The sequence below is a fragment of the Salinigranum marinum genome, assembly GCF_024228675.1.
Taxonomy (GTDB): domain Archaea; phylum Halobacteriota; class Halobacteria; order Halobacteriales; family Haloferacaceae; genus Salinigranum; species Salinigranum marinum.
This window is the reverse complement of record NZ_CP100461.1, coordinates 3,948,605-3,964,808: the sequence shown is the minus strand read 5'-3', so window position 1 is coordinate 3,964,808 and position 16,204 is coordinate 3,948,605. Positions and strand designations below refer to the sequence as shown.

The 16,204-nt window shown below is 69.0% G+C and carries 21 protein-coding genes and 1 tRNA gene; 12 read left to right on the top strand and 10 right to left on the bottom strand.

Annotation, left to right across the window (positions count from 1 at the left end; all coding sequences use genetic code 11):
• Positions 1-83: 83 nt before the first annotated feature.
• Positions 84-431: a nuclear transport factor 2 family protein gene (locus NKJ07_RS19895; RefSeq protein WP_318568517.1), complete on the bottom strand. Its 348-nt coding sequence runs from the start codon at positions 429-431 to the stop codon at positions 84-86.
• A 152-nt stretch (positions 432-583) separates the two neighbouring features.
• On the opposite strand from NKJ07_RS19895, the gene NKJ07_RS19890 reads away from it, so the two are divergent.
• Both NKJ07_RS19890 and NKJ07_RS19885 read left to right on the top strand, forming a co-directional pair.
• Positions 584-654 (top strand) — tRNA-Gly (locus NKJ07_RS19890).
• Between the two features lie 536 nt (positions 655-1,190).
• The gene (locus tag NKJ07_RS19885; RefSeq protein WP_318568516.1) at positions 1,191-1,385 is read left to right on the top strand and encodes a cold-shock protein; all 195 of its coding nucleotides are present in this window, start codon (positions 1,191-1,193) and stop codon (positions 1,383-1,385) included.
• Between the two features lie 222 nt (positions 1,386-1,607).
• Here NKJ07_RS19885 and NKJ07_RS19880 read toward each other — a convergent pair whose 3' ends face one another.
• The 4 genes from NKJ07_RS19880 to NKJ07_RS19865 form a co-directional block, all read right to left on the bottom strand.
• Positions 1,608-1,784 (bottom strand): hypothetical protein, encoded by a 177-nt coding sequence (locus NKJ07_RS19880; RefSeq protein ID WP_318568515.1) that lies wholly within the window; start codon positions 1,782-1,784, stop codon positions 1,608-1,610.
• Between the two features lie 266 nt (positions 1,785-2,050).
• Positions 2,051-2,221 carry a hypothetical protein gene (locus tag NKJ07_RS19875; protein WP_162562537.1) on the bottom strand — a complete coding sequence of 57 codons (171 nt, stop codon included), beginning with the start codon at positions 2,219-2,221 and terminating at the stop codon, positions 2,051-2,053.
• A gap of 113 nt (positions 2,222-2,334) precedes the next feature.
• Positions 2,335-2,643, bottom strand: a complete 309-nt coding sequence (locus NKJ07_RS19870; RefSeq protein WP_318568514.1) for a DUF7130 family rubredoxin-like protein — start codon at positions 2,641-2,643, stop codon at positions 2,335-2,337.
• 48 nt (positions 2,644-2,691) lie between these two features.
• Positions 2,692-3,798, bottom strand: a complete 1,107-nt coding sequence (locus NKJ07_RS19865) for a YihY/virulence factor BrkB family protein (RefSeq protein WP_318568513.1) — start codon at positions 3,796-3,798, stop codon at positions 2,692-2,694.
• A 355-nt stretch (positions 3,799-4,153) separates the two neighbouring features.
• On the opposite strand from NKJ07_RS19865, the gene NKJ07_RS19860 reads away from it, so the two are divergent.
• The 4 genes from NKJ07_RS19860 to NKJ07_RS19845 are packed head-to-tail and all read left to right on the top strand — an operon-like array spanning position 4,154 to position 6,717.
• Positions 4,154-4,471 (top strand): thiamine-binding protein, encoded by a 318-nt coding sequence (locus tag NKJ07_RS19860; RefSeq protein ID WP_318568512.1) that lies wholly within the window; start codon positions 4,154-4,156, stop codon positions 4,469-4,471.
• 42 nt (positions 4,472-4,513) lie between these two features.
• Positions 4,514-5,467, top strand: coding sequence for a methenyltetrahydromethanopterin cyclohydrolase (gene mch, locus NKJ07_RS19855; protein WP_318568511.1), 954 nt, complete (start codon positions 4,514-4,516; stop codon positions 5,465-5,467).
• 10 nt (positions 5,468-5,477) lie between these two features.
• Positions 5,478-5,996, top strand: coding sequence for a double winged helix-containing putative transcriptional regulator (locus NKJ07_RS19850; protein ID WP_318568510.1), 519 nt, complete (start codon positions 5,478-5,480; stop codon positions 5,994-5,996).
• A gap of 43 nt (positions 5,997-6,039) precedes the next feature.
• The gene (locus NKJ07_RS19845; RefSeq protein ID WP_318568509.1) at positions 6,040-6,717 is read left to right on the top strand and encodes an HAD family hydrolase; all 678 of its coding nucleotides are present in this window, start codon (positions 6,040-6,042) and stop codon (positions 6,715-6,717) included.
• A gap of 117 nt (positions 6,718-6,834) precedes the next feature.
• Here NKJ07_RS19845 and NKJ07_RS19840 read toward each other — a convergent pair whose 3' ends face one another.
• Positions 6,835-8,436 (bottom strand): GTPBP1 family GTP-binding protein, encoded by a 1,602-nt coding sequence (locus NKJ07_RS19840; protein WP_318568508.1) that lies wholly within the window; start codon positions 8,434-8,436, stop codon positions 6,835-6,837.
• 107 nt (positions 8,437-8,543) lie between these two features.
• On the bottom strand, positions 8,544-9,041 hold the full coding sequence (locus NKJ07_RS19835; protein ID WP_318568507.1) for a J domain-containing protein: 498 nt from the start codon (positions 9,039-9,041) through the stop codon (positions 8,544-8,546).
• Between the two features lie 203 nt (positions 9,042-9,244).
• Between NKJ07_RS19835 and NKJ07_RS19830 the strand changes: the two genes are divergently transcribed.
• Positions 9,245-9,385: a C2H2-type zinc finger protein gene (locus NKJ07_RS19830; protein WP_318568506.1), complete on the top strand. Its 141-nt coding sequence runs from the start codon at positions 9,245-9,247 to the stop codon at positions 9,383-9,385.
• A gap of 29 nt (positions 9,386-9,414) precedes the next feature.
• Here the strand turns inward: NKJ07_RS19830 and pyrF are convergent, their stop codons facing one another.
• Both pyrF and NKJ07_RS19820 read right to left on the bottom strand, forming a co-directional pair.
• Positions 9,415-10,221: an orotidine-5'-phosphate decarboxylase gene (gene pyrF / locus NKJ07_RS19825; RefSeq protein ID WP_318568505.1), complete on the bottom strand. Its 807-nt coding sequence runs from the start codon at positions 10,219-10,221 to the stop codon at positions 9,415-9,417.
• A gap of 108 nt (positions 10,222-10,329) precedes the next feature.
• Entirely contained in the window at positions 10,330-11,934 is a 1,605-nt protein-coding gene (locus NKJ07_RS19820) for an amidohydrolase (protein WP_318568504.1), read from the bottom strand.
• 508 nt (positions 11,935-12,442) lie between these two features.
• Here NKJ07_RS19820 and hmgA point away from each other — a divergent pair.
• Complete coding sequence (gene hmgA, locus NKJ07_RS19815; protein ID WP_425504695.1) at positions 12,443-13,696, top strand: hydroxymethylglutaryl-CoA reductase (NADPH); 1,254 nt, start codon at positions 12,443-12,445, stop codon at positions 13,694-13,696.
• A gap of 99 nt (positions 13,697-13,795) precedes the next feature.
• Positions 13,796-13,924: a hypothetical protein gene (locus NKJ07_RS19810; protein WP_318568503.1), complete on the top strand. Its 129-nt coding sequence runs from the start codon at positions 13,796-13,798 to the stop codon at positions 13,922-13,924.
• Between the two features lie 119 nt (positions 13,925-14,043).
• Here NKJ07_RS19810 and NKJ07_RS19805 read toward each other — a convergent pair whose 3' ends face one another.
• A complete protein-coding gene (locus NKJ07_RS19805; protein ID WP_318568502.1) occupies positions 14,044-14,562 on the bottom strand; it encodes a DUF5817 domain-containing protein in 519 nt (172 codons plus the stop codon).
• Positions 14,563-14,614: 52 nt separating this feature from the next.
• Here NKJ07_RS19805 and NKJ07_RS19800 point away from each other — a divergent pair, with 52 nt between their 5' ends.
• From NKJ07_RS19800 to NKJ07_RS19790, 3 genes are all read left to right on the top strand, one after another.
• A complete protein-coding gene (locus NKJ07_RS19800) occupies positions 14,615-14,956 on the top strand; it encodes a cupin domain-containing protein (protein ID WP_318568501.1) in 342 nt (113 codons plus the stop codon).
• Between the two features lie 230 nt (positions 14,957-15,186).
• A complete protein-coding gene (locus NKJ07_RS19795) occupies positions 15,187-15,678 on the top strand; it encodes a DUF2238 domain-containing protein (RefSeq protein WP_318568500.1) in 492 nt (163 codons plus the stop codon).
• A 46-nt stretch (positions 15,679-15,724) separates the two neighbouring features.
• Positions 15,725-16,204, top strand: coding sequence for a DUF2238 domain-containing protein (locus NKJ07_RS19790; RefSeq protein ID WP_425504694.1), 480 nt, complete (start codon positions 15,725-15,727; stop codon positions 16,202-16,204).

The following is a 16,204-nucleotide window of genomic DNA, read 5'->3' as shown; positions in this document are numbered from 1 at the left end:
GGTGTGATCGACCGCGGGTCACGCGGGGTCACAGGGTGTCACACGGGAGCGCCCGAGCGCGGGTGACCCCTCTTCGGCCGTGCTCACTTCGCGTCGATCTTCCCGCCGAACGTCTGGACGGTGATGACGCCGTCTTCGATGCGGAACGTGTCCGTGGCGAACGCGTACTCGTTGTCCGGCGTCTCGCCGTGCCAGACGATGTAGGCGGTGTCGTCGACGATCTCTTCCATCTCGAGTTCGGCCGTCGATCCCGGCTGTGAGAACTCGTCGAAGATGCCCGTGAACAGTTCCTCGATCCCGTCGAGACCGTGGAAGGTCCCCAGATTAGTGATGACGACCGAGTCGTCGTCGTAGTCTTCCATGACCATGTCGAGGTCCTGTGTCGTGAACGCCTCCCAGTGGTGGTCGAGAATCTCTTTCGTCGTGCTCATGTGTCCTCCCCTGAATCATCGTGTAGAACGATCATGAACGTTTGGGGTGGATCCACCGCCGGCGCACCGGCGTGGCTGAGTGAGACACTCACGGAAGGGGTGAAAGGACGGATTTTTATAGCACCGTGGCATTAGCAGAAGATGCGCAGAACGCGCTGGTAGTGTAGTGGTATCACGTGACCTTGCCATGGTCACAACCTGGGTTCAAATCCCAGCCAGCGCACTTCTACAACATCTGACACGGCGAGCGACTTCTGTGTCGCTCGGCCTCGTCGGACGTGGTGTGTGAGCACCTGGGATTCGAATCAGAGAGTGGAGCGAACGCAGTGAGCGGAACGACCGTGGTTCAACATCCCAGCCAGCGCACTTCTCCGAACGCAACACAACGAGCGGACGCTTCGCGTGCCGCTCGGCCTCGTTGAGTGCGGTGTGTGAGTTCCTGAGGTTTGAACCCGGAGAGTCGCGCGCAGCGAGGTACGAGCGAGCACATCTCTACTCGGTTCAACATCCCAACCAGCGCACGGCTCGACTCCTGTACGAGACGAGGAGGCCTCGGCGACGACGGTGTCGGAGACTCACGAGTGTCGTCGACGGAAGTGCCGGCTCCGGAGAACAGCGAGAAGGGCCGATCAGCGAGAGCGTCCGCGGAGGGTTACCACTCGTGGCACCGGGCGATAGGATCTCCACTCCCCTGGGAGGGGTCATGGTACCGCGACCCTCGCAAGTTTTATTTATATACCCAGTCTACGTTTGTTTGCAATGGCAAACGGAAAGGTTGATTTCTTCAACGACACAGGCGGCTACGGTTTCATCTCGACGGACGACTCTGACGACGACGTGTTCTTCCACATGGAGGATGTCGGCGGCGAGGACCTGACGGAAGGTACCGAGGTCGAATTCAGCATCGAACAGGCCCCCAAGGGCCCCCGCGCGACGAACCTCGTCCGCAACTAAACGACGTTTCAGCTGTCGCCTCACGGCGACTGGTTGACGACGCTGTTCTTTCACACTGATACGCTCCGTAGTCGGTGCCGTCTTCACCACCTAGCTCGACCCGAGACGGGTGGTGGAGACTCACCGTGACGGAACGCCCGCAGGGGCGAGCGCTTCGCGTCGGACGCGACAGCCGCGTCTCGACGGAAACGTCGAACTCGCTGGAAAAAGCCGGTGGGTGGTTTACGCGGCGAAGAACTGTTCGAGTTCTTCGGAGGTCACTTCGACGCGACGGAGGTTGTCGGTGCTCTCTAACTTCATCGAGGCGACGTGCCACGGACCGTACGCGGCGACTCGCTCGAACTCGGTGCCTTCGTCGAAGCCACGGTATGCTTTACTGAGAGTGAACGTACTTCTCATACTCGTTCGAAGGGGCGCCGAGGGTTAAAGTTTTACTACAGAACGAATTAAAATTATCACAAACGTCTATGCCACGCGGACACTGGTCTGGCATCCACCTGGACGTGAGTGGGACCTGTGTGGGACGTGCGTGGCATCTACCCGAAAGCGAACGAACCGAAATCGGAGAACTGCTGCCTCGGAAGCACGGAGGACGCACGGCTCGCCGTGTAAAGGGAGCGACGGCCGACACTCGAGCCGACGGGGGTCGGACGAGCGGTCGGCGCTCAGAGTTCGTGCTGTTTCTGGTGTTTCAGCCGCTCGGCGACGATGCCCGGGACCGTCGTCTGGCACCGCCGACAGCGCCACGAGGGCTTCGTCACGCCGTCGAGTTTCGTCAGGTCACGCTTGGTCTGCAAGAGCGCGTTGCAGCCAGAACAGCGGCGAGAGATCGCCATAGGCGGCGCTACGACGCGTTCGTATTTGAAACTACCTCCGGCCCCGGCGCGGCGCGCCACCGGTGGCGGCGACGGACACGGACGCGACCGGCAGGAAGCCGGCGTGAGCGCTCTCAGTCCTCGACGACGTACGCAAGGGCCTCGCGGCGCGCGCCACAGACACACCGCATCGGGAGGGCGTCGAGCGAGCCGACGGTACCGCAGTCCAGACACCGCCAGACGAGATACGCCTCGCCGAAGCCGTCGTCCGCGAGGTGTTTGTTCCGGACGAGGGCGGGTGGACGGACCGCCCGGGAAGCCGTGACGGCGCTGGGCTCCTCGCTCGCGAGTTCGACCAGTCGTTGCGTCCGCGTCCCCGTCTCCGCCGTCTTGGTCGTCTCGGCGCGTCCCGGCGTCATCGGACTGGGTAGTCGAATCGCCATGACAGGGAGACGCACGCCACGGTATTAACTTGCGACCGTTCCCCTCGGTTACTCCGACTCTCTCGGCGACCAGGTGAGTTCGATCGTGACGGGGCCACCGAGCAACCCCGTGTCGGTCCGGGCGACGGCGGCGTCGGGGGCCGGCAGCGTCACGCGGTGGTCCCCGACGGTCACCACGACCTCCCTCCGGTCGTCAGTATCCACGTCCGTCTCGGCCACGTCGGTGTGCCGCTCGGTGGCGAGCGCGTGTTCGAGTGCCTCGACCACGGCGGTCACCTGCGTCCGCGTCGGCCCCGACGAGTTGTCGTAGTCGACGCCGCCAAACACCGGCCGGACGTTGACGTCGCGCGATCGGTTCGAGAGCACAGCGTTCACCGCGGCACCGAGCAGGATGACGAGCCCGCTGAAGTACAGCCAGGTGAGGAGGACGAGGATACCGGCGACGACGCTCGGATCCTGTGCTTTCGAGCTGAACTGGGCGTACAGCTGAAACAGCGTCTCGAACGACGCCAAGCCGATGGCGGCGATGAACACGCCGGGCAGGACTTCGACGACGCCGACGTCCGAGTCGGGAAAGACGTAGTACATCGGGAACAGCGCGAGCGAGAGGAGCGCGACGAGCACCAGGCGGTGTACGAGCCACGCGGCCCCTCCGTCGCCGAACGAGAGCCGCGACTCAACGAACACCACCAGCAGGACGGCCAGTGCGAAGACGACGAGCACGAGTACGCCGTCGGAGACCTGGTCGGCGAAGGTGTTGGCGGCCTCGGACTCGTAGATGTCGGAGAAGGCGGTGTCGAGCCCGCGGAAGATACGGAGCGTCCCCCAGACGAGGACGATCCCACCGAACAGCGAGATGCTCGCGGAGCCCCCGGCCTCGGAGAGTTCGCCCACGAAGATCGGTGCCGCACCCGGCGTGAGGACGGCCGCGACGAACTCCTCGAACGCGGCTTGGAGGCTCCGGTCTCCGATGCGCGCGACGAGCGCCAGCACCAGCAGTAGCAGGGGGAGAAGCGAGACGAACGCGTGGTAGGCGATGCTGCCGGCCATGAACGTGAGCCGTTCGGCGCGGACCTCGTGGACGATCGCGCGGAGCAAGACGACCGCGCGCTCGACCCGCGGATCGGCGTCGGTCGCGCGGGAGATGACGGACATGGCGCGTGGTACGGCCGGGGTGGAGATAACCTGGCGGGGAGAGTGGGTGTCACGGGACCGGTTCGCGGGCAACGGGCGTGACGAGCGGTCGGCGACGGTGTCGGTGCGGCTGACGGGGCGAAAGAGCGTCGGTGCGGCTGACGGGGCGAAAACGCCGAACAGTCACCAGGGCGATTGGGCCACGTCCTCGCCAGCCAATTCGCTCTCGCGCTCGCTCCGTTCCGTCGCTCGCCCGGTCGCTCATCCCTCGCGCGAGTCGCTCGCGGTGCTCGCTCCCGCGCGCCACCGCACCGCGCTCGCCGTCAGTGTCCGGCCGACCACCGACAGTTACCTTCCTCCCCGTGCTCTCCCACGTATGACCGTCATCGCAATGTTGAGCGTGGCACCGGTCGTCGAGGGGAGCATGGCCCCCGAGGTAGCGAAGGCCGTCGCCGCGCTCGACGACTTCGACGTGGCCTACGAGACGAATCCGATGGGCACTGTCGTCGAGGCTGACGACATCGACACCCTCCTCGCGGCGGTTGCCACGGCGCACAAAGCCGTCGACGGCGACAGAGTGAGCACGTTCCTGAAGATCGACGACAAGCGCACGCGGAGCCAGGGCGCGCGAGAGAAAGTCGACAGAGTGGAAGCAGAACTCGGGCGCGAACCGCGGCGCGACCGCCCCGAGTAGCCAGACCCAGGACCCTTTATTCCAGGGCGCGGAAGGCGAGGTATGGAGAGTCTCAACCGGATGGCCATCGAACTCGTCGACGAGGTGCTCGACTTCGCCGACGAGCTGGGAGTCGTCGTCTACGAACTCGACTCCGGCGCGACGGTCATCGACTGCGGCGTCGACGCGGAGGCCGGGCTGGAGGCCGGCCTGCTCCTCGCGGAGGTCCAGACGGCCGGTCTCGCGACGGTCCAGACCCGGATGGACACCGTCGCGGGCGCGCCGGTGCCCCACGTCGAACTCACGACCGACCACCCCGCGCTCGCGCTGCTCTGTTCGCAGAAGGCCGGCTGGGAACTCGCGTTCGAGGGCCAGGATGGCGGGGGAGGCTTCGACGGCCTCGGCGCCGGCCCCGCCCGCGCGCTCGTCGGGCAGGAGAGCGAGTTTCAGGCCGTCGGCTACTACGACGAGTTCGATCTCACCGTGCTCACCGTCGAGAGCATCGACCTGCCGGACGACGCCGTCGCGCGGCACGTCGCCGACCTCACCGGCGTCGAGCCGTCGGGCGTCTTCCTCCCGACGTTCGCGACCGGCTCCACGGTCGGGAGCGTGACGATGGCGTCCCGTGCTGCGGAACTCGGCGTCTTCCGCCTCTTCGAGCTCGGCTACGACCCCAAGGACGTTCTCACCGTCTCCAGCTCGGCACCCGTCGCGCCCGTCAGCTACGACGAGGGCGTCGCGATGGGCCGGACGAACGACGCCCTCGCCTACGGCGGCCAGGTGTACATGCAGGTGCGCGAGGACAGCGACGTCTTCGACGACCTCCCGTCGACCGCCAACGACGAGTACGGGACCCCGTTCGAGACGGTCTTCGAGGACGCCGGCTGGGACTTCTACGAGGTGTCTGACTCGGTGTTCGCGCCCGCGCAGGTGACCGTCGACGTCGTCGATGGCCCGACGCGCGTCCTCGGGGCGGTCGACGAGGACCTGCTCGCGGAGTCGTTCGGGTTCGCGTGAGCCGACGGAGATGACGCGGTTCAAACTCCTCCCGCCGGCCCCGGAGACCCTCGACGGCGTCGTCGAGGCCCAGCGAGCGGTTCCGCTCGTCCCCGGAACCGAGGACGACTGCTGTGCGCGGCTCGTGCGTCGGCTGGCACTCCCGAGCCGCGACGTGGCGCGGACGTGGCTCACGTTCCTTCGGGCGCTGGGGCTCGCCGCGGAGCGGGAGTCGGGGTTCGTCCGTCTCACGCGGGAGCCGACGCCCGGCTACCTGCGCGCGGCGTTTCTCGACGGCGTCTACGGGGCACGCGAGATCAACGACGCCCTCGGCCCGAGGCCGGTCGACGCCGACGCCGTCTTCGAGCGGTTCGAAGCGCGGGTCCCCGAGTGGGAGCGGCACAAAGACCCCGCGCGATGGCGCGACACGTGGCGCGAGCGCGTCGACCACCTCCTCGACTGGCTCGTCCTCCTCGACCTCGCGGCCCGCGAGAGCGACGGGTACGTCGCCGCGGAGCCGCCCGACGGCTCGGTCGAGAACGGCGGCTGAACCCGCCACACACCTTTTATTCACACCGAACCTACCGAGGACGATGACGACAGAGCCGGTCGACACCGTGCTGTTCGACCTCGACGACACCCTCGTCACGTACAACCGGACCACGAGCGAGGTACTCGACGAGGCGTTCGCCGCCGTCGGCGTCGACCCGTTTTTTCCCGCGGAGGCGTACTTCGAGCGGTACGAGGAGTTCCTTCCCACGACGGGATCGATCGAGGAGCTCCGCGAGGCGTGTTTCGCGGCCGTCGCCGACGACCGGGGACGCGACCCCACGCTCGGCCGCGACGTCGCCCGCGCGTTCAGCGCCCGGCGCGACCACGGCGACGTCCGACTCCTCCCGGGCGCGCGAGAGGTCGTCGACGCCTTCACCGACGAGTACCGGGTCGGGGTCGTAACGAACGGCCCGCCGGACGTCCAGCGGCCCAAGCTCGCGGGGGCGGGCCTCGACGGCGCGTTCGAGACGGTCGTCTTCGCCGGACACGACACGGAACCGAAGCCGAAGCCAGAGCCGTTTCACCGGGCGCTCGCGACGCTTGGCGGCGAGTCGGACCGGGCGGTGCACGTCGGCAACTCGCTCGCGTCGGATGTCGCCGGGGCGCACGCGGCCGGACTCCGAAGCGTCTGGATCCCCGCGTACGCGGAGGACGCGACGATCGAACCCCACTACGAGCTCGAGTCGCTCGCCGAACTGGCGGCGCGACCGTGGCATTAAGTACGAAGCCGAAGCCAGCGGGCCCGTGCGCTGACACCGGCCGCGGGACGGCACGCGACGCGGCGGCACACCGTCTCTCGGGGATGCGATTGTGGTGCCGTCCGTTCGCCCCTGCGCTCAGTCGTCGTAGACGCGCGTGACGGTTCCGACGCCCTTGCTCCGGCCCTCGCGGAAGACGAACCGCTGGCCGGCCTCGACGAGATACGGCCGGAACTTGAACTCCACGTCCGTCGTGCCGGTGTCGCCGGGGAGCAACTGCCCGCCCTCGGGGCGGAACACCGCGGCCTCGCTGATCGTTTCGAGGTGGACGACGGGTTCGTAGCCTGCACCGATCCTGGTTGGGTGGTTGAGCACCATCACTTCTGCCTCGAACCGCCGGACGGGGTCGGGGTCGGCGTCGCGCGGTAGGAGCACCATCCCGCGTTCGAGATCCGCCTCGCGGACGCCCTTGAGCGCGATGCCGACGATACGGCCGGCCTTCGCGCGATCGACCCGGTGGTAGTGCATCTCGATCGAGCGGACCTCGACCTCACGGAACGCCCCGTCGGCCATCGGCCCGACGAGGAGTTCGTCGCCGGCTTCGACGCTTCCCGAGTTGACCGTCCCGGAGGCGACCGCACCGACGCCCGTCACGGAGTACGACCGATCGATGTACATCCGGAACCGGCCCTCCTCGCGCGTCGTCTTCGGGAGGTGCTCGAACAGGTAGTCGAGACGGTCGAGCCCCTGCATCGTCACGGCGCTGGTCTGGAGGATCGGGACGACGGCGTCGCTGATCTCCTCGACGGCCGTCTCGACTCCGTGACGTTCGACGCGGAGCGGGGTCTTGCCGACGTCGCGGAGCAACTGCTCGACCTCACGCTCGACCGCGCTGACGCGCTCGTCGTCGACCATGTCGACCTTGGTGAGCGCGACGAGCGTCGGGAGCTCCATGGCCAGGAGGATCCCGAGGTGCTCCCGCGTCGTTCGGGTGGGGCCGTCGTCCGCCGCGACGACGATGAGCCCGTAGTCGAGGCGCTGCCCGACGAGGCCCCTGATCGTGGTCCGGAGCCACGGCTCGTGACCGACGGTGTCGACGAACGACACCAGCCGGTCGGCCTCTTGGACGATCCGAGCGCGGTCGGCCTTCCGGTGGGGGTTGTCCATACGGACCGGCCCGTCGTCGTCGAAGCCGTAGACGCCGTACGAGAGGTCGGCGGATAGCCCGCGTTCGACCTCGTGGGGCTGGACGTCGAGGAACGAACGCGTCTCGCCCTCGCCGTCGTCGGGTCGGCCGGTGACGAGCGATCCCACGAGCGTCGACTTGCCGTGGTCGACGTGACCGGCCGTGCCGACGACGATGTGGTCGTCGTCGCCGTCGAGCATCCCTCCCTCCCGGAGGGTCGCGACGCCGACGAGGCCGTCGTCGCCGACGCCCCACGTCTCGACGTCGTGAATGTGAGCGCCGGCCTCCTCGGCCAGAAGCGAGAGGACGTCCATCGATTCGGAGAACGCGTCGCGGGAGATGCCGGCGATGCCACCCTCGTCCGTGACGCCGACGACGTACGTCGCCGTCCCGTCGCCCGAGAGGACGCGGTGGCGGAGCTGAGCGGCCAGGCTCTCCATTCGTCCCTCCGAGAGGTGAATGTCGCGAGAGAGCCGCTCTTTGAACTCGATGTGCCCGCCCTCCTCTTCGCCGCGCTCGAGGGCCTCCTCAAGGACGGCCCGATCAGCGCTCATGGTCGCGCGTAGGAAACCACCCACGTTAAGCGTTTCCGTGGGATGAGTCTTCATGTCACACGAACACCCCCGACGGACGACGCCTCCGGCGAGCATCGATCAGGAAGCTACGTCTGTTCGTCGGTCAGCCGCTCGTACGCCCGGTTGACCCGCTTGAACTCGTCCTCGTCTCCCGACGGCCTGTCCGGATGGACCTCCTTGACTCGCTGTCGGTAGGCCTGCCGCACGGCGTCTTCGTCGGCCCCGGGGTCGAGCCCGAGCGTCCGGTACGCCTCTGTCGGCGAGGGCCCCGACGACGGGGGCCGAACGCTCGCGCGCCCCCGCGTGCGGCCGTTCCGTGCGCCAGCACCGAACCCCCCTGGACCGTTCGGATCGTTCCTCCGCGCGCCACGGCCGAAGCGACTGCCGGCGCGGACCCGCCTCGTCCGCGTCCGTTCTTCGAGCCGGCCGCTCGCCTGGTACCACATGAAGTACGTCGTCGCGCCGAACGGGACGGCGAGGAGGATCAGGTACCACGGCCCGGACGCGAGCGAGGCGACGACTAGCAACACTGTCAGGCCGGCGAACACCGCCGCGAGTCCCAAGACGAGTCGGTCGCGGTCCACACCCGCGATTGGGAACGCGGGGTTGTAAGCGTCTCGCACGTGTCGGCGGTCAGAGATAGCGTCGGCGGAGCGACCGCGGCGATCGGGAACTGTCGGGCCACCCGCGTCACGCCGACCGACGCGCCACGGTCCCTCTCACGTTCCGTCACCGGGAACGTCGCCCAGCCGGCTGGACGGAGGGGACGCCCGGCGGGCGAACGCTCATGCCGGATCACGACGAACGACAGGACGGATCGATGTACATGGACGAACGCGAGACGTACCGGTGTGAGTCCTGCGGGAAAGAGTTCGACTCCGAGCGCGCCCTTCGAGCGCACGTTCGGGCGGTCGGACTCGTCGACTGATCGAGGAACGGCCGCGGGGACGGGTCCGGTCAGCGGTGCTGGTTGAGCCGCTTCTGCAGCCGTTTGGCCGCCTCGCCGGCCGCCCCGGCGAACGCCTCCCCCCTGTCCTCGCCGGCGAAGATGATCCCGCGCGAGGAGTTGACCAGACCGACGCCGTCGGCGAGGCCGTGTTCGACGGCCGCCTCGGCGTCGCCGCCCTGTGCGCCGACGCCCGGGACGAGAAACGGGAGTCCGGGCACCTGTTCGCGGACGTCGGCGAGTTCGTCGGGCGTGGTCGCGCCGACGACGAGTCCGACGTTGTCGTTCGCGTTCCACAGCTCCGCGAGCGCCGCGACGCGTTCGTACACCCGGTCGCCCGAGGCGAGTTCGAGGTCCTGGAGGTCGCCGCCGCCGGGGTTCGAGGTGCGACAGAGGACGAACACGCCCTTGTCTGCCTGGGACAGAAACGGTTCCAGCGAGTCCCGTCCGAGGTAGGGGTTCACCGTGATCGCGTCGGCGTCGTCGAGGAGGCTCGCGTACTGCCGTGAGGTGTTGCCGATGTCGGCGCGCTTGGCGTCGAGGAGGACGGGAACGTCCTTCCCGTGGGCGTACGCGATCGTCTCTTGGAGGGCGCGCCACCCGTCGCCGTCCTCGTAGAAGGCGGCGTTGGGCTTGTAGCAGGCGGTGTATTCGTGCGTCGCGTCGATAATGCGCCGGTTGAACGCCCACCGCGGCAGGTCGTACTCGCGGAGGTGATCGGGGATCCGTGCGGGGTCGGGATCGAGCCCGACGGAAACGACGCTGTCGATCCGCTCGATGCGCGCTCGGAGCCGGTCGAAGAAGCCGGTCGTTGTCATGGGCGGACGATACCCGGGGACGTACCTCAACCCTTCCATCCGGGCGCGAGGTGGGCGGCGTTCGGCCCCGAGGTGGACGGCCTCCGTGCAGGGTGGCCGCACGGCGGGTCAGCGGGACCGCGCGGCGCCGTCCACCGCGTCGTACACCACCCGGCCGTCGACGACGGTCAGCACCGGGTCGATCCCGTCGATCCCGTCGATCCCTTCGGCCCACGGCGAGCCGTCGAGGGCGACCAGATCCGCGTGGCTGTCGAGCGTGACGGTGCCCAGGCGGTCCTCGTCGAAGCCCGCGTACGCGCCCCCGCTCGTGTACGCCCTGAGCGCCGCCGTGGTCGAGAGCCGCTGGTCGTCCGCGGGCGCGTCGACGGCGTGGGAGACGCCCAACAGCGGGTCGAGCGGCATGCAGTCGCTCCCGAACGCGAGCGGGACGCCCGCCTCGGCCATGACGCGGTATCGGTTCGTCTCCGTCCGACGGTCGCCGAGGCGGCGGTCGTACAGGCCGCCCTCGCCGGCCCACTTGAGGAAGTTCGGCTGCACGGAGGCGACGACGCCGAGGTCGACCATGCGGTCGATCGCCGCATCGTCGGCGAGCTCGGCGTGTTCGATCCGGTGTCGGGACCCGTCGTCTCCGTCGGAGCTGACTCGCTCGAACGCGTCGAGAACGGCGTCGACCGCCGCGTCCCCGATCGCGTGAGCGGCGACCTGAAAGCCCGCGTCGTCGGCCGCGCGGACGATCTCGTCCAGTTCGGTGGGGGGGACGACCCACTGTCCCGTCGGGTCGGTGTCGCTCTCGTCGGCGTCGGCGTACGGTGCGGAGAGCTTCGCCGTCCGCCCGCCGAAGCTACCGTCGGTGTACGTCTTGATCGCGCCGAGACGGACGAGCCCCGCGCCGTGGTTCGTCCGTAGGCCGACCTCTCTGAGGGCGTCGAGGTGGTCGGCCCAGTAGTTCAGCCGGACGCGGAGGGTGAGCTCCCCCGCCCGTTCGAGGTCGCGGTACACCCCGGGTGCGTGCGACCCCCGGACCATGTCGTGGACGGCGGTGACACCGCGCTCGTTCGCGTACCGCTGGGCAGCCGTGAGGAGCGCTCTCGTCTCCTCCTTCGAGGGCGAAACGGCGTCCCAGACGTCGTCGACCGCCCGTTCGACGAGGACGCCCGTCGGGTCGCCGCCCTGCTCGCGGACGTCACCCCCGTGGTCGCCCGCTGCCAGGCCGAGCCGGTCGAGCGCGACCGAGTTCACCGAGGCGACATGCATGTCCTCGCGGAACGCCACCACGGGGCGGTCGTCGGAGACCTCGTCGAGTTCCTCCCCGAGGAGGTAGCCGTCGTCGTCCCACCCCGACTCGTCGTAGCCGAAGCCCTGTATCCACTCGCCGCCCTCGCCGTCGCCCGAACTCTCGACCGTGAGATCCACCGCGCGCTCGCGGAGTCGGTCGATCGACGCCGCTCGAGAGCCGACCGCGAGGTCGGCGTGAACGAGCCGGCGACCGACCATCGGGAGGTGCGTGTGGGCGTCGACGAACCCCGGGAGCACGACCCGTCCCTCGAGGTCGACGACGCGCGTGTCGGTGCCGACGAGGAAGTCGACGTCGTAGGCGCTCCCGAGGCGGGCGATCCGGCCGTCGCGGACGGCGAGAGCCTCGTACGTCTCGTCCGGGTCTGTCAGCGTGTGAACCTCCGCGTTCGTCAAGACGAGGTCGGCGGCCGCGGTCATACGCTCTCACCGGCGGGCGGAGCCAAGAACGTTCGGGAGCCGGCCCGGGATGGTGTCGTGTGCCGTCGTCTGTGAGGCGTGGATACAGAGACGAGAGCGGGTGTCGGCCGGAGACGGGGAGAACGGACGCCAGGTCGGTGACGCCTCACTCCTCCCCAGCCGACTCCTTCGCTCGTTTCACTCGGTCGGTCGCCCCCCACGCGAGTCGTTCGCTCGCTTTACTCGCTTTACTCCCGCACGCCGACCGCTCACGGAGCGGCTGCGGTGGCGCGCGACGAGGGAGCGAACGGATGTGAGCGAGTGAGCGCGCGAGGGATGAGGACGGGAGCGACCGACGGGAGCGAGCGTCCGAATCGGCTGGGGAGGTCGTGGAATACCCCGCCCTGGCTGCTCCCGGCTTCGTCCGATCCGAGGCCGCGACACCTGGCGCCACAAGCCCGGGCTGGAACGTTCCCAGGGAGACGATACGGACCGACAACGGTTAGCCGCGCGAGGGAGACGGGAGCGTATGACCGACTCGGACTCGGATTCGGACCCCGGCGCGGACATGGACGTGGACGCGACGTCACTCGCCGAGCGCGTCCGCGCCGGCGACCTCCGGTTCCACGAACTCGAAGCGCACACCGACGCCGACACGGCCGCGGCCGCGCGACGTCACCTGGTCGAAGCGCAGTCGGGCGCGTCGCTCGACACCGTCGGCGCGTACGGCTTCGACGCCGCCGCGGCCGACGCGAACATCGAGAACATGATCGGTGCCGTCCAGATCCCGGCCGGGGTCGCCGGCCCCGTCTCGATCGACGGCGGTGCCGCGTCGGGCGAGTACTACCTCCCGATGGCGACCACCGAAGGTGCCCTGCTGGCCTCGGTGAACCGCGGCTGTTCGGTCATCGACCGCGCCGGCGGGGCGGCCGCGCGCGTCACCGCCGCGGGGATGACCCGCGCGCCCGTCTTCCGCGTCGAGAGCGTCGTCGAGGCGGAAGCGCTCGCGTCGTGGGTCCGCGACAACCACGCGGCGCTGGCGGCGGCGGCCGAGGAGACGACGAGCCACGGCGAACTCCTCGCGGCGAAACCGTACGTCGTCGGCGACAACGTCTTCGTTCGGTTCCGCTACGACACGAAGGACGCGATGGGAATGAACATGGCGACCATCGCCACCCGCGCGGCGTGTGAGGTGATCGAGTCCGAAACGCCAGCGTCGCTCGTGGCGCTGTCCGGCAACCTCTGCACGGACAAGAAACCCGCCGCGGTCAACGCCGTCGAGGGGCGCGGGCGTTCGGTCACCGCGGACGTGCTCGTCCCCCGGGAGGTCGTCGAGGAGCGCCTGCACACCACCCCCGAGGCGGTGGCAGAAGTCAACACCCGGAAGAACCTCGTCGGGAGCGCCAAGGCGGGGTCGCTCGGGTTCAACGCCCACGTCGCCAACGTCGTCGCGGCGATGTTCCTCGCGACCGGCCAGGACGCCGCACAGGTCGTCGAGGGATCGAACGCCATCACGACGGTGGAGGTCCGCGAGTCGGGGCTGTACGTCGGCGTCTCGCTCGCCTCGCTCGAAGTGGGGACGGTCGGCGGCGGGACGAAGCTCCCGACGCAGTCGGAGGGGCTCGACGTCCTCGGCGTTCGGGGCGGTGGCGACCCGCCGGGCGAACACGCCGACGCGCTCGCGGAGTGCGTCGCCGTCGGCGCGCTCGCCGGCGAACTCTCGCTGTTGTCGGCGCTGGCGTCGCGACACCTCTCCTCGGCGCACGAGTCGCTCGGCAGGTAGACCAGTTTCACTTCCGCCGCGCGTCTGGCTCGCGCTTTTTCACCTCGGGACCGTCGCTTCCGGTGCGCGCGCCGGCGAGCACCGGCGGGCGCGTCCACCATGCCGACCGAGACGACCGAGACGACCGACGAGTACCGGCGGACGGTCCTGACGCTGCGAGTGGTGAAGCTCGTCCTCGGGATCGCCGTGTCCGCCCTGACCGTGCTCCGCCTGCTGGGCGTGCTCTGAACGCTCTCTTTTCTTCGGGTTCGATCGTCGCTCGTCCACCGAAGCGACGCGGTCGCTGCGAGCGGTTCGCGGGAACGCCACGGAGTCGGCCCGGCCGCGCCACCACACCGCGGGCGGCTTCAGACCAGCCGGTACCGGCCGCGGCTCTCGGAGACCTCCCCCCGGCGGGTCAGCGCCTCGAGCAGATCGCGGGCGGCGTCGGCCGGCACGCCGTGCTCGGTGGCGTAGTCGACCACCGCCGCCTCGGTCGGCCGGTCCTGCTGCCCGACGGCGTCCCTGACGATCCGGTCGCGGCTCCGCGATTCAGCCTCCCGTTCGCCGGCTGCCGCCACCGCGTCGGCGTCCAGCCCCGACCCCGTCAGGTACTCGCGGTCGTCGACGGCCGGTTCGTCGACCTGCCGTTCCATCGCCGCGACCGAGTCGAGGCGCTCGAACGCTTCGGACGCCCCCTGCTTCTTTGCCAGGAGTTCCGCGCGTGCCTGCCGGGCCACGTCGCGGTCGTCGGACTCGAAGAGGCGCTTGAGTTTTCGGAGCTGGTGTCGCCGTCCGCAACGCGGACACTGGGCCGTCTTCGACGACTGGGGATCCGAGACCAGCCACAGCGCCGCACAGTCGGTGCAGCCGACCACCGCGTACATACCCGACCACGACGCCCCGCACGCTTATATCGCTCGCCGTCCCGGCGGTGGTATGAAGCACGTCTCGGGTTCGGCGGTCGATCCCACGGAGGCCGTCGACGGCGTCCACCTCGCACAGCACGCCGCGGGTTCGGAGATGAGCGTCCAGCGGTTCCGCATCGAACCCGGGGCCGTGGTCCCCGAACACGCCCACCCCCACGAACAGACCGGCTACGTCGCGGCGGGGACGCTCACCTTCATCATCGACGGCGAGGAGATCGTCGTCTCCGCCGGCGACTCGTACGCCATCCCGGGCGACGAGCCCCACGCCGTCGAGAACCGGGGCGAGCGCGTGGTCGAGGGCGTCGACGTCTTCGCCCCGCCACGGCTGAACCCCGACTGGGCCGGCGACTGAGACGGGCTGTCGTCGGCGAGGTGCAGGTGGACGAGCGCGAGCCGATCACCACCGAGACGCCGCTCGTCACCGTCGACGGGGCGGCTGACGACACTTCGAGCGGCTATTTATCCGACGCGTGAGAGCGGACGGGTGATGGAGGACCTGCCGGCACCGTCGACGTCCCTCCCCGTCGGTCGGCCGTCACGGTCGAACGCGCCGGGCGGAGTCGAACGCGACCGGAGGAGACGATGTCACTGACAGAACGGACTCCGAGCATCGACGAGCTGGACGTTCGCTACCGACGGCACCGTCGCGGGGCGTGGACGGCCGCGCTCGTCTGGGGCGTCGCCGTCTCGACGCTCCACTTCGCGGGGCTGGCGTACGGCATCTACACCGAGATCTGGTGGTGGGACCTCCTCACCCACTCGACGTCGGGCTTCGGCGTCGCCGCCCTGCTCTACCTGGCGTGGACCGACGGCTTCCGCTCCCGGCTCGGCCTCTTCGTCGTGTTGCCCGTCTGCGTCCTCTGCGTCGGGACGTGGTTCGAGGTGTACGAGCGCCTGTTCAGGAACTTCTGGTGGGGCTGGTCGCTGTCGTTTTACCTCCAGGACACGGGCATCGACCTCGTCCTCGACACGGCGGGGGCACTCGCGTTCGGGGCCGTGCTCCGACTGTACGGCCGCCTCCGGCGTGAGCGGGCGTCGTCGGCGTCGCCGGCGGCGGACGAGCGCCAGCTCTGATAACCGGGGGCAAACCCTTTTGCTGCGTCTCTCCCTCGGTTCGGCTATGATTCCCCGACCCCGAACCGTCGCTCGTTCGACCCGGTGGGTCGAGGCGTTCAGTCGCCGCCGGTCGCTTCACCCGGGCGCGGTGTACGCGGTCGGTGGGTTCGGCGTCGCCGTGACCGGCCTGCACTTCGCCAGCATGGGCCTGTTCCTCTACTCGAAGATCTGGTGGTGGGACATGCTCGTCCACGCCCTCTCGGGCTTCGGCGTCGCCGCGCTCTGTTACGTCTACCGACCACGGCTCGCCCGCGGGTTCTTCGCCGTCTTCGTCGTGTTGCCACTCCTGGTGCTCGCCATCGGGACGTGGTTCGAGGTGTACGAGCGACTGTTCACCGACTTCTGGGTGAACTGGAGCCGCGCCTTTTACCTCGAAGACACCGCCGTGGACCTCGTCGCCGACACGGCCGGTGCCGTCGGCTTCTCCGTCCTCGTGTGGGCCCACAGGCGGCTGTGGCCCGCGGTCGGGCGCTCGTGGCTCTGA

Excerpts from the sequence above, each read along its gene's own strand:
- NKJ07_RS19895 (WP_318568517.1), bottom strand. The coding sequence starts at position 431 with ATGAGCACGACGAAAGAGATTCTCGACCACCACTGGGAGGCGTTCACG.
- NKJ07_RS19885 (WP_318568516.1), top strand. The coding sequence starts at position 1,191 with ATGGCAAACGGAAAGGTTGATTTCTTCAACGACACAGGCGGCTACGGT.
- NKJ07_RS19880 (WP_318568515.1), bottom strand. The coding sequence starts at position 1,784 with ATGAGAAGTACGTTCACTCTCAGTAAAGCATACCGTGGCTTCGACGAA.
- NKJ07_RS19875 (WP_162562537.1), bottom strand. The coding sequence starts at position 2,221 with ATGGCGATCTCTCGCCGCTGTTCTGGCTGCAACGCGCTCTTGCAGACC.
- NKJ07_RS19870 (WP_318568514.1), bottom strand. The coding sequence starts at position 2,643 with ATGGCGATTCGACTACCCAGTCCGATGACGCCGGGACGCGCCGAGACG.
- NKJ07_RS19865 (WP_318568513.1), bottom strand. The coding sequence starts at position 3,798 with ATGTCCGTCATCTCCCGCGCGACCGACGCCGATCCGCGGGTCGAGCGC.
- NKJ07_RS19860 (WP_318568512.1), top strand. The coding sequence starts at position 4,154 with ATGACCGTCATCGCAATGTTGAGCGTGGCACCGGTCGTCGAGGGGAGC.
- mch (WP_318568511.1), top strand. The coding sequence starts at position 4,514 with ATGGAGAGTCTCAACCGGATGGCCATCGAACTCGTCGACGAGGTGCTC.
- NKJ07_RS19850 (WP_318568510.1), top strand. The coding sequence starts at position 5,478 with ATGACGCGGTTCAAACTCCTCCCGCCGGCCCCGGAGACCCTCGACGGC.
- NKJ07_RS19845 (WP_318568509.1), top strand. The coding sequence starts at position 6,040 with ATGACGACAGAGCCGGTCGACACCGTGCTGTTCGACCTCGACGACACC.
- NKJ07_RS19840 (WP_318568508.1), bottom strand. The coding sequence starts at position 8,436 with ATGAGCGCTGATCGGGCCGTCCTTGAGGAGGCCCTCGAGCGCGGCGAA.
- NKJ07_RS19830 (WP_318568506.1), top strand. The coding sequence starts at position 9,245 with ATGCCGGATCACGACGAACGACAGGACGGATCGATGTACATGGACGAA.
- pyrF (WP_318568505.1), bottom strand. The coding sequence starts at position 10,221 with ATGACAACGACCGGCTTCTTCGACCGGCTCCGAGCGCGCATCGAGCGG.
- NKJ07_RS19820 (WP_318568504.1), bottom strand. The coding sequence starts at position 11,934 with ATGACCGCGGCCGCCGACCTCGTCTTGACGAACGCGGAGGTTCACACG.
- hmgA (WP_425504695.1), top strand. The coding sequence starts at position 12,443 with ATGACCGACTCGGACTCGGATTCGGACCCCGGCGCGGACATGGACGTG.
- NKJ07_RS19810 (WP_318568503.1), top strand. The coding sequence starts at position 13,796 with ATGCCGACCGAGACGACCGAGACGACCGACGAGTACCGGCGGACGGTC.
- NKJ07_RS19805 (WP_318568502.1), bottom strand. The coding sequence starts at position 14,562 with ATGTACGCGGTGGTCGGCTGCACCGACTGTGCGGCGCTGTGGCTGGTC.
- NKJ07_RS19800 (WP_318568501.1), top strand. The coding sequence starts at position 14,615 with ATGAAGCACGTCTCGGGTTCGGCGGTCGATCCCACGGAGGCCGTCGAC.
- NKJ07_RS19795 (WP_318568500.1), top strand. The coding sequence starts at position 15,187 with ATGTCACTGACAGAACGGACTCCGAGCATCGACGAGCTGGACGTTCGC.
- NKJ07_RS19790 (WP_425504694.1), top strand. The coding sequence starts at position 15,725 with ATGATTCCCCGACCCCGAACCGTCGCTCGTTCGACCCGGTGGGTCGAG.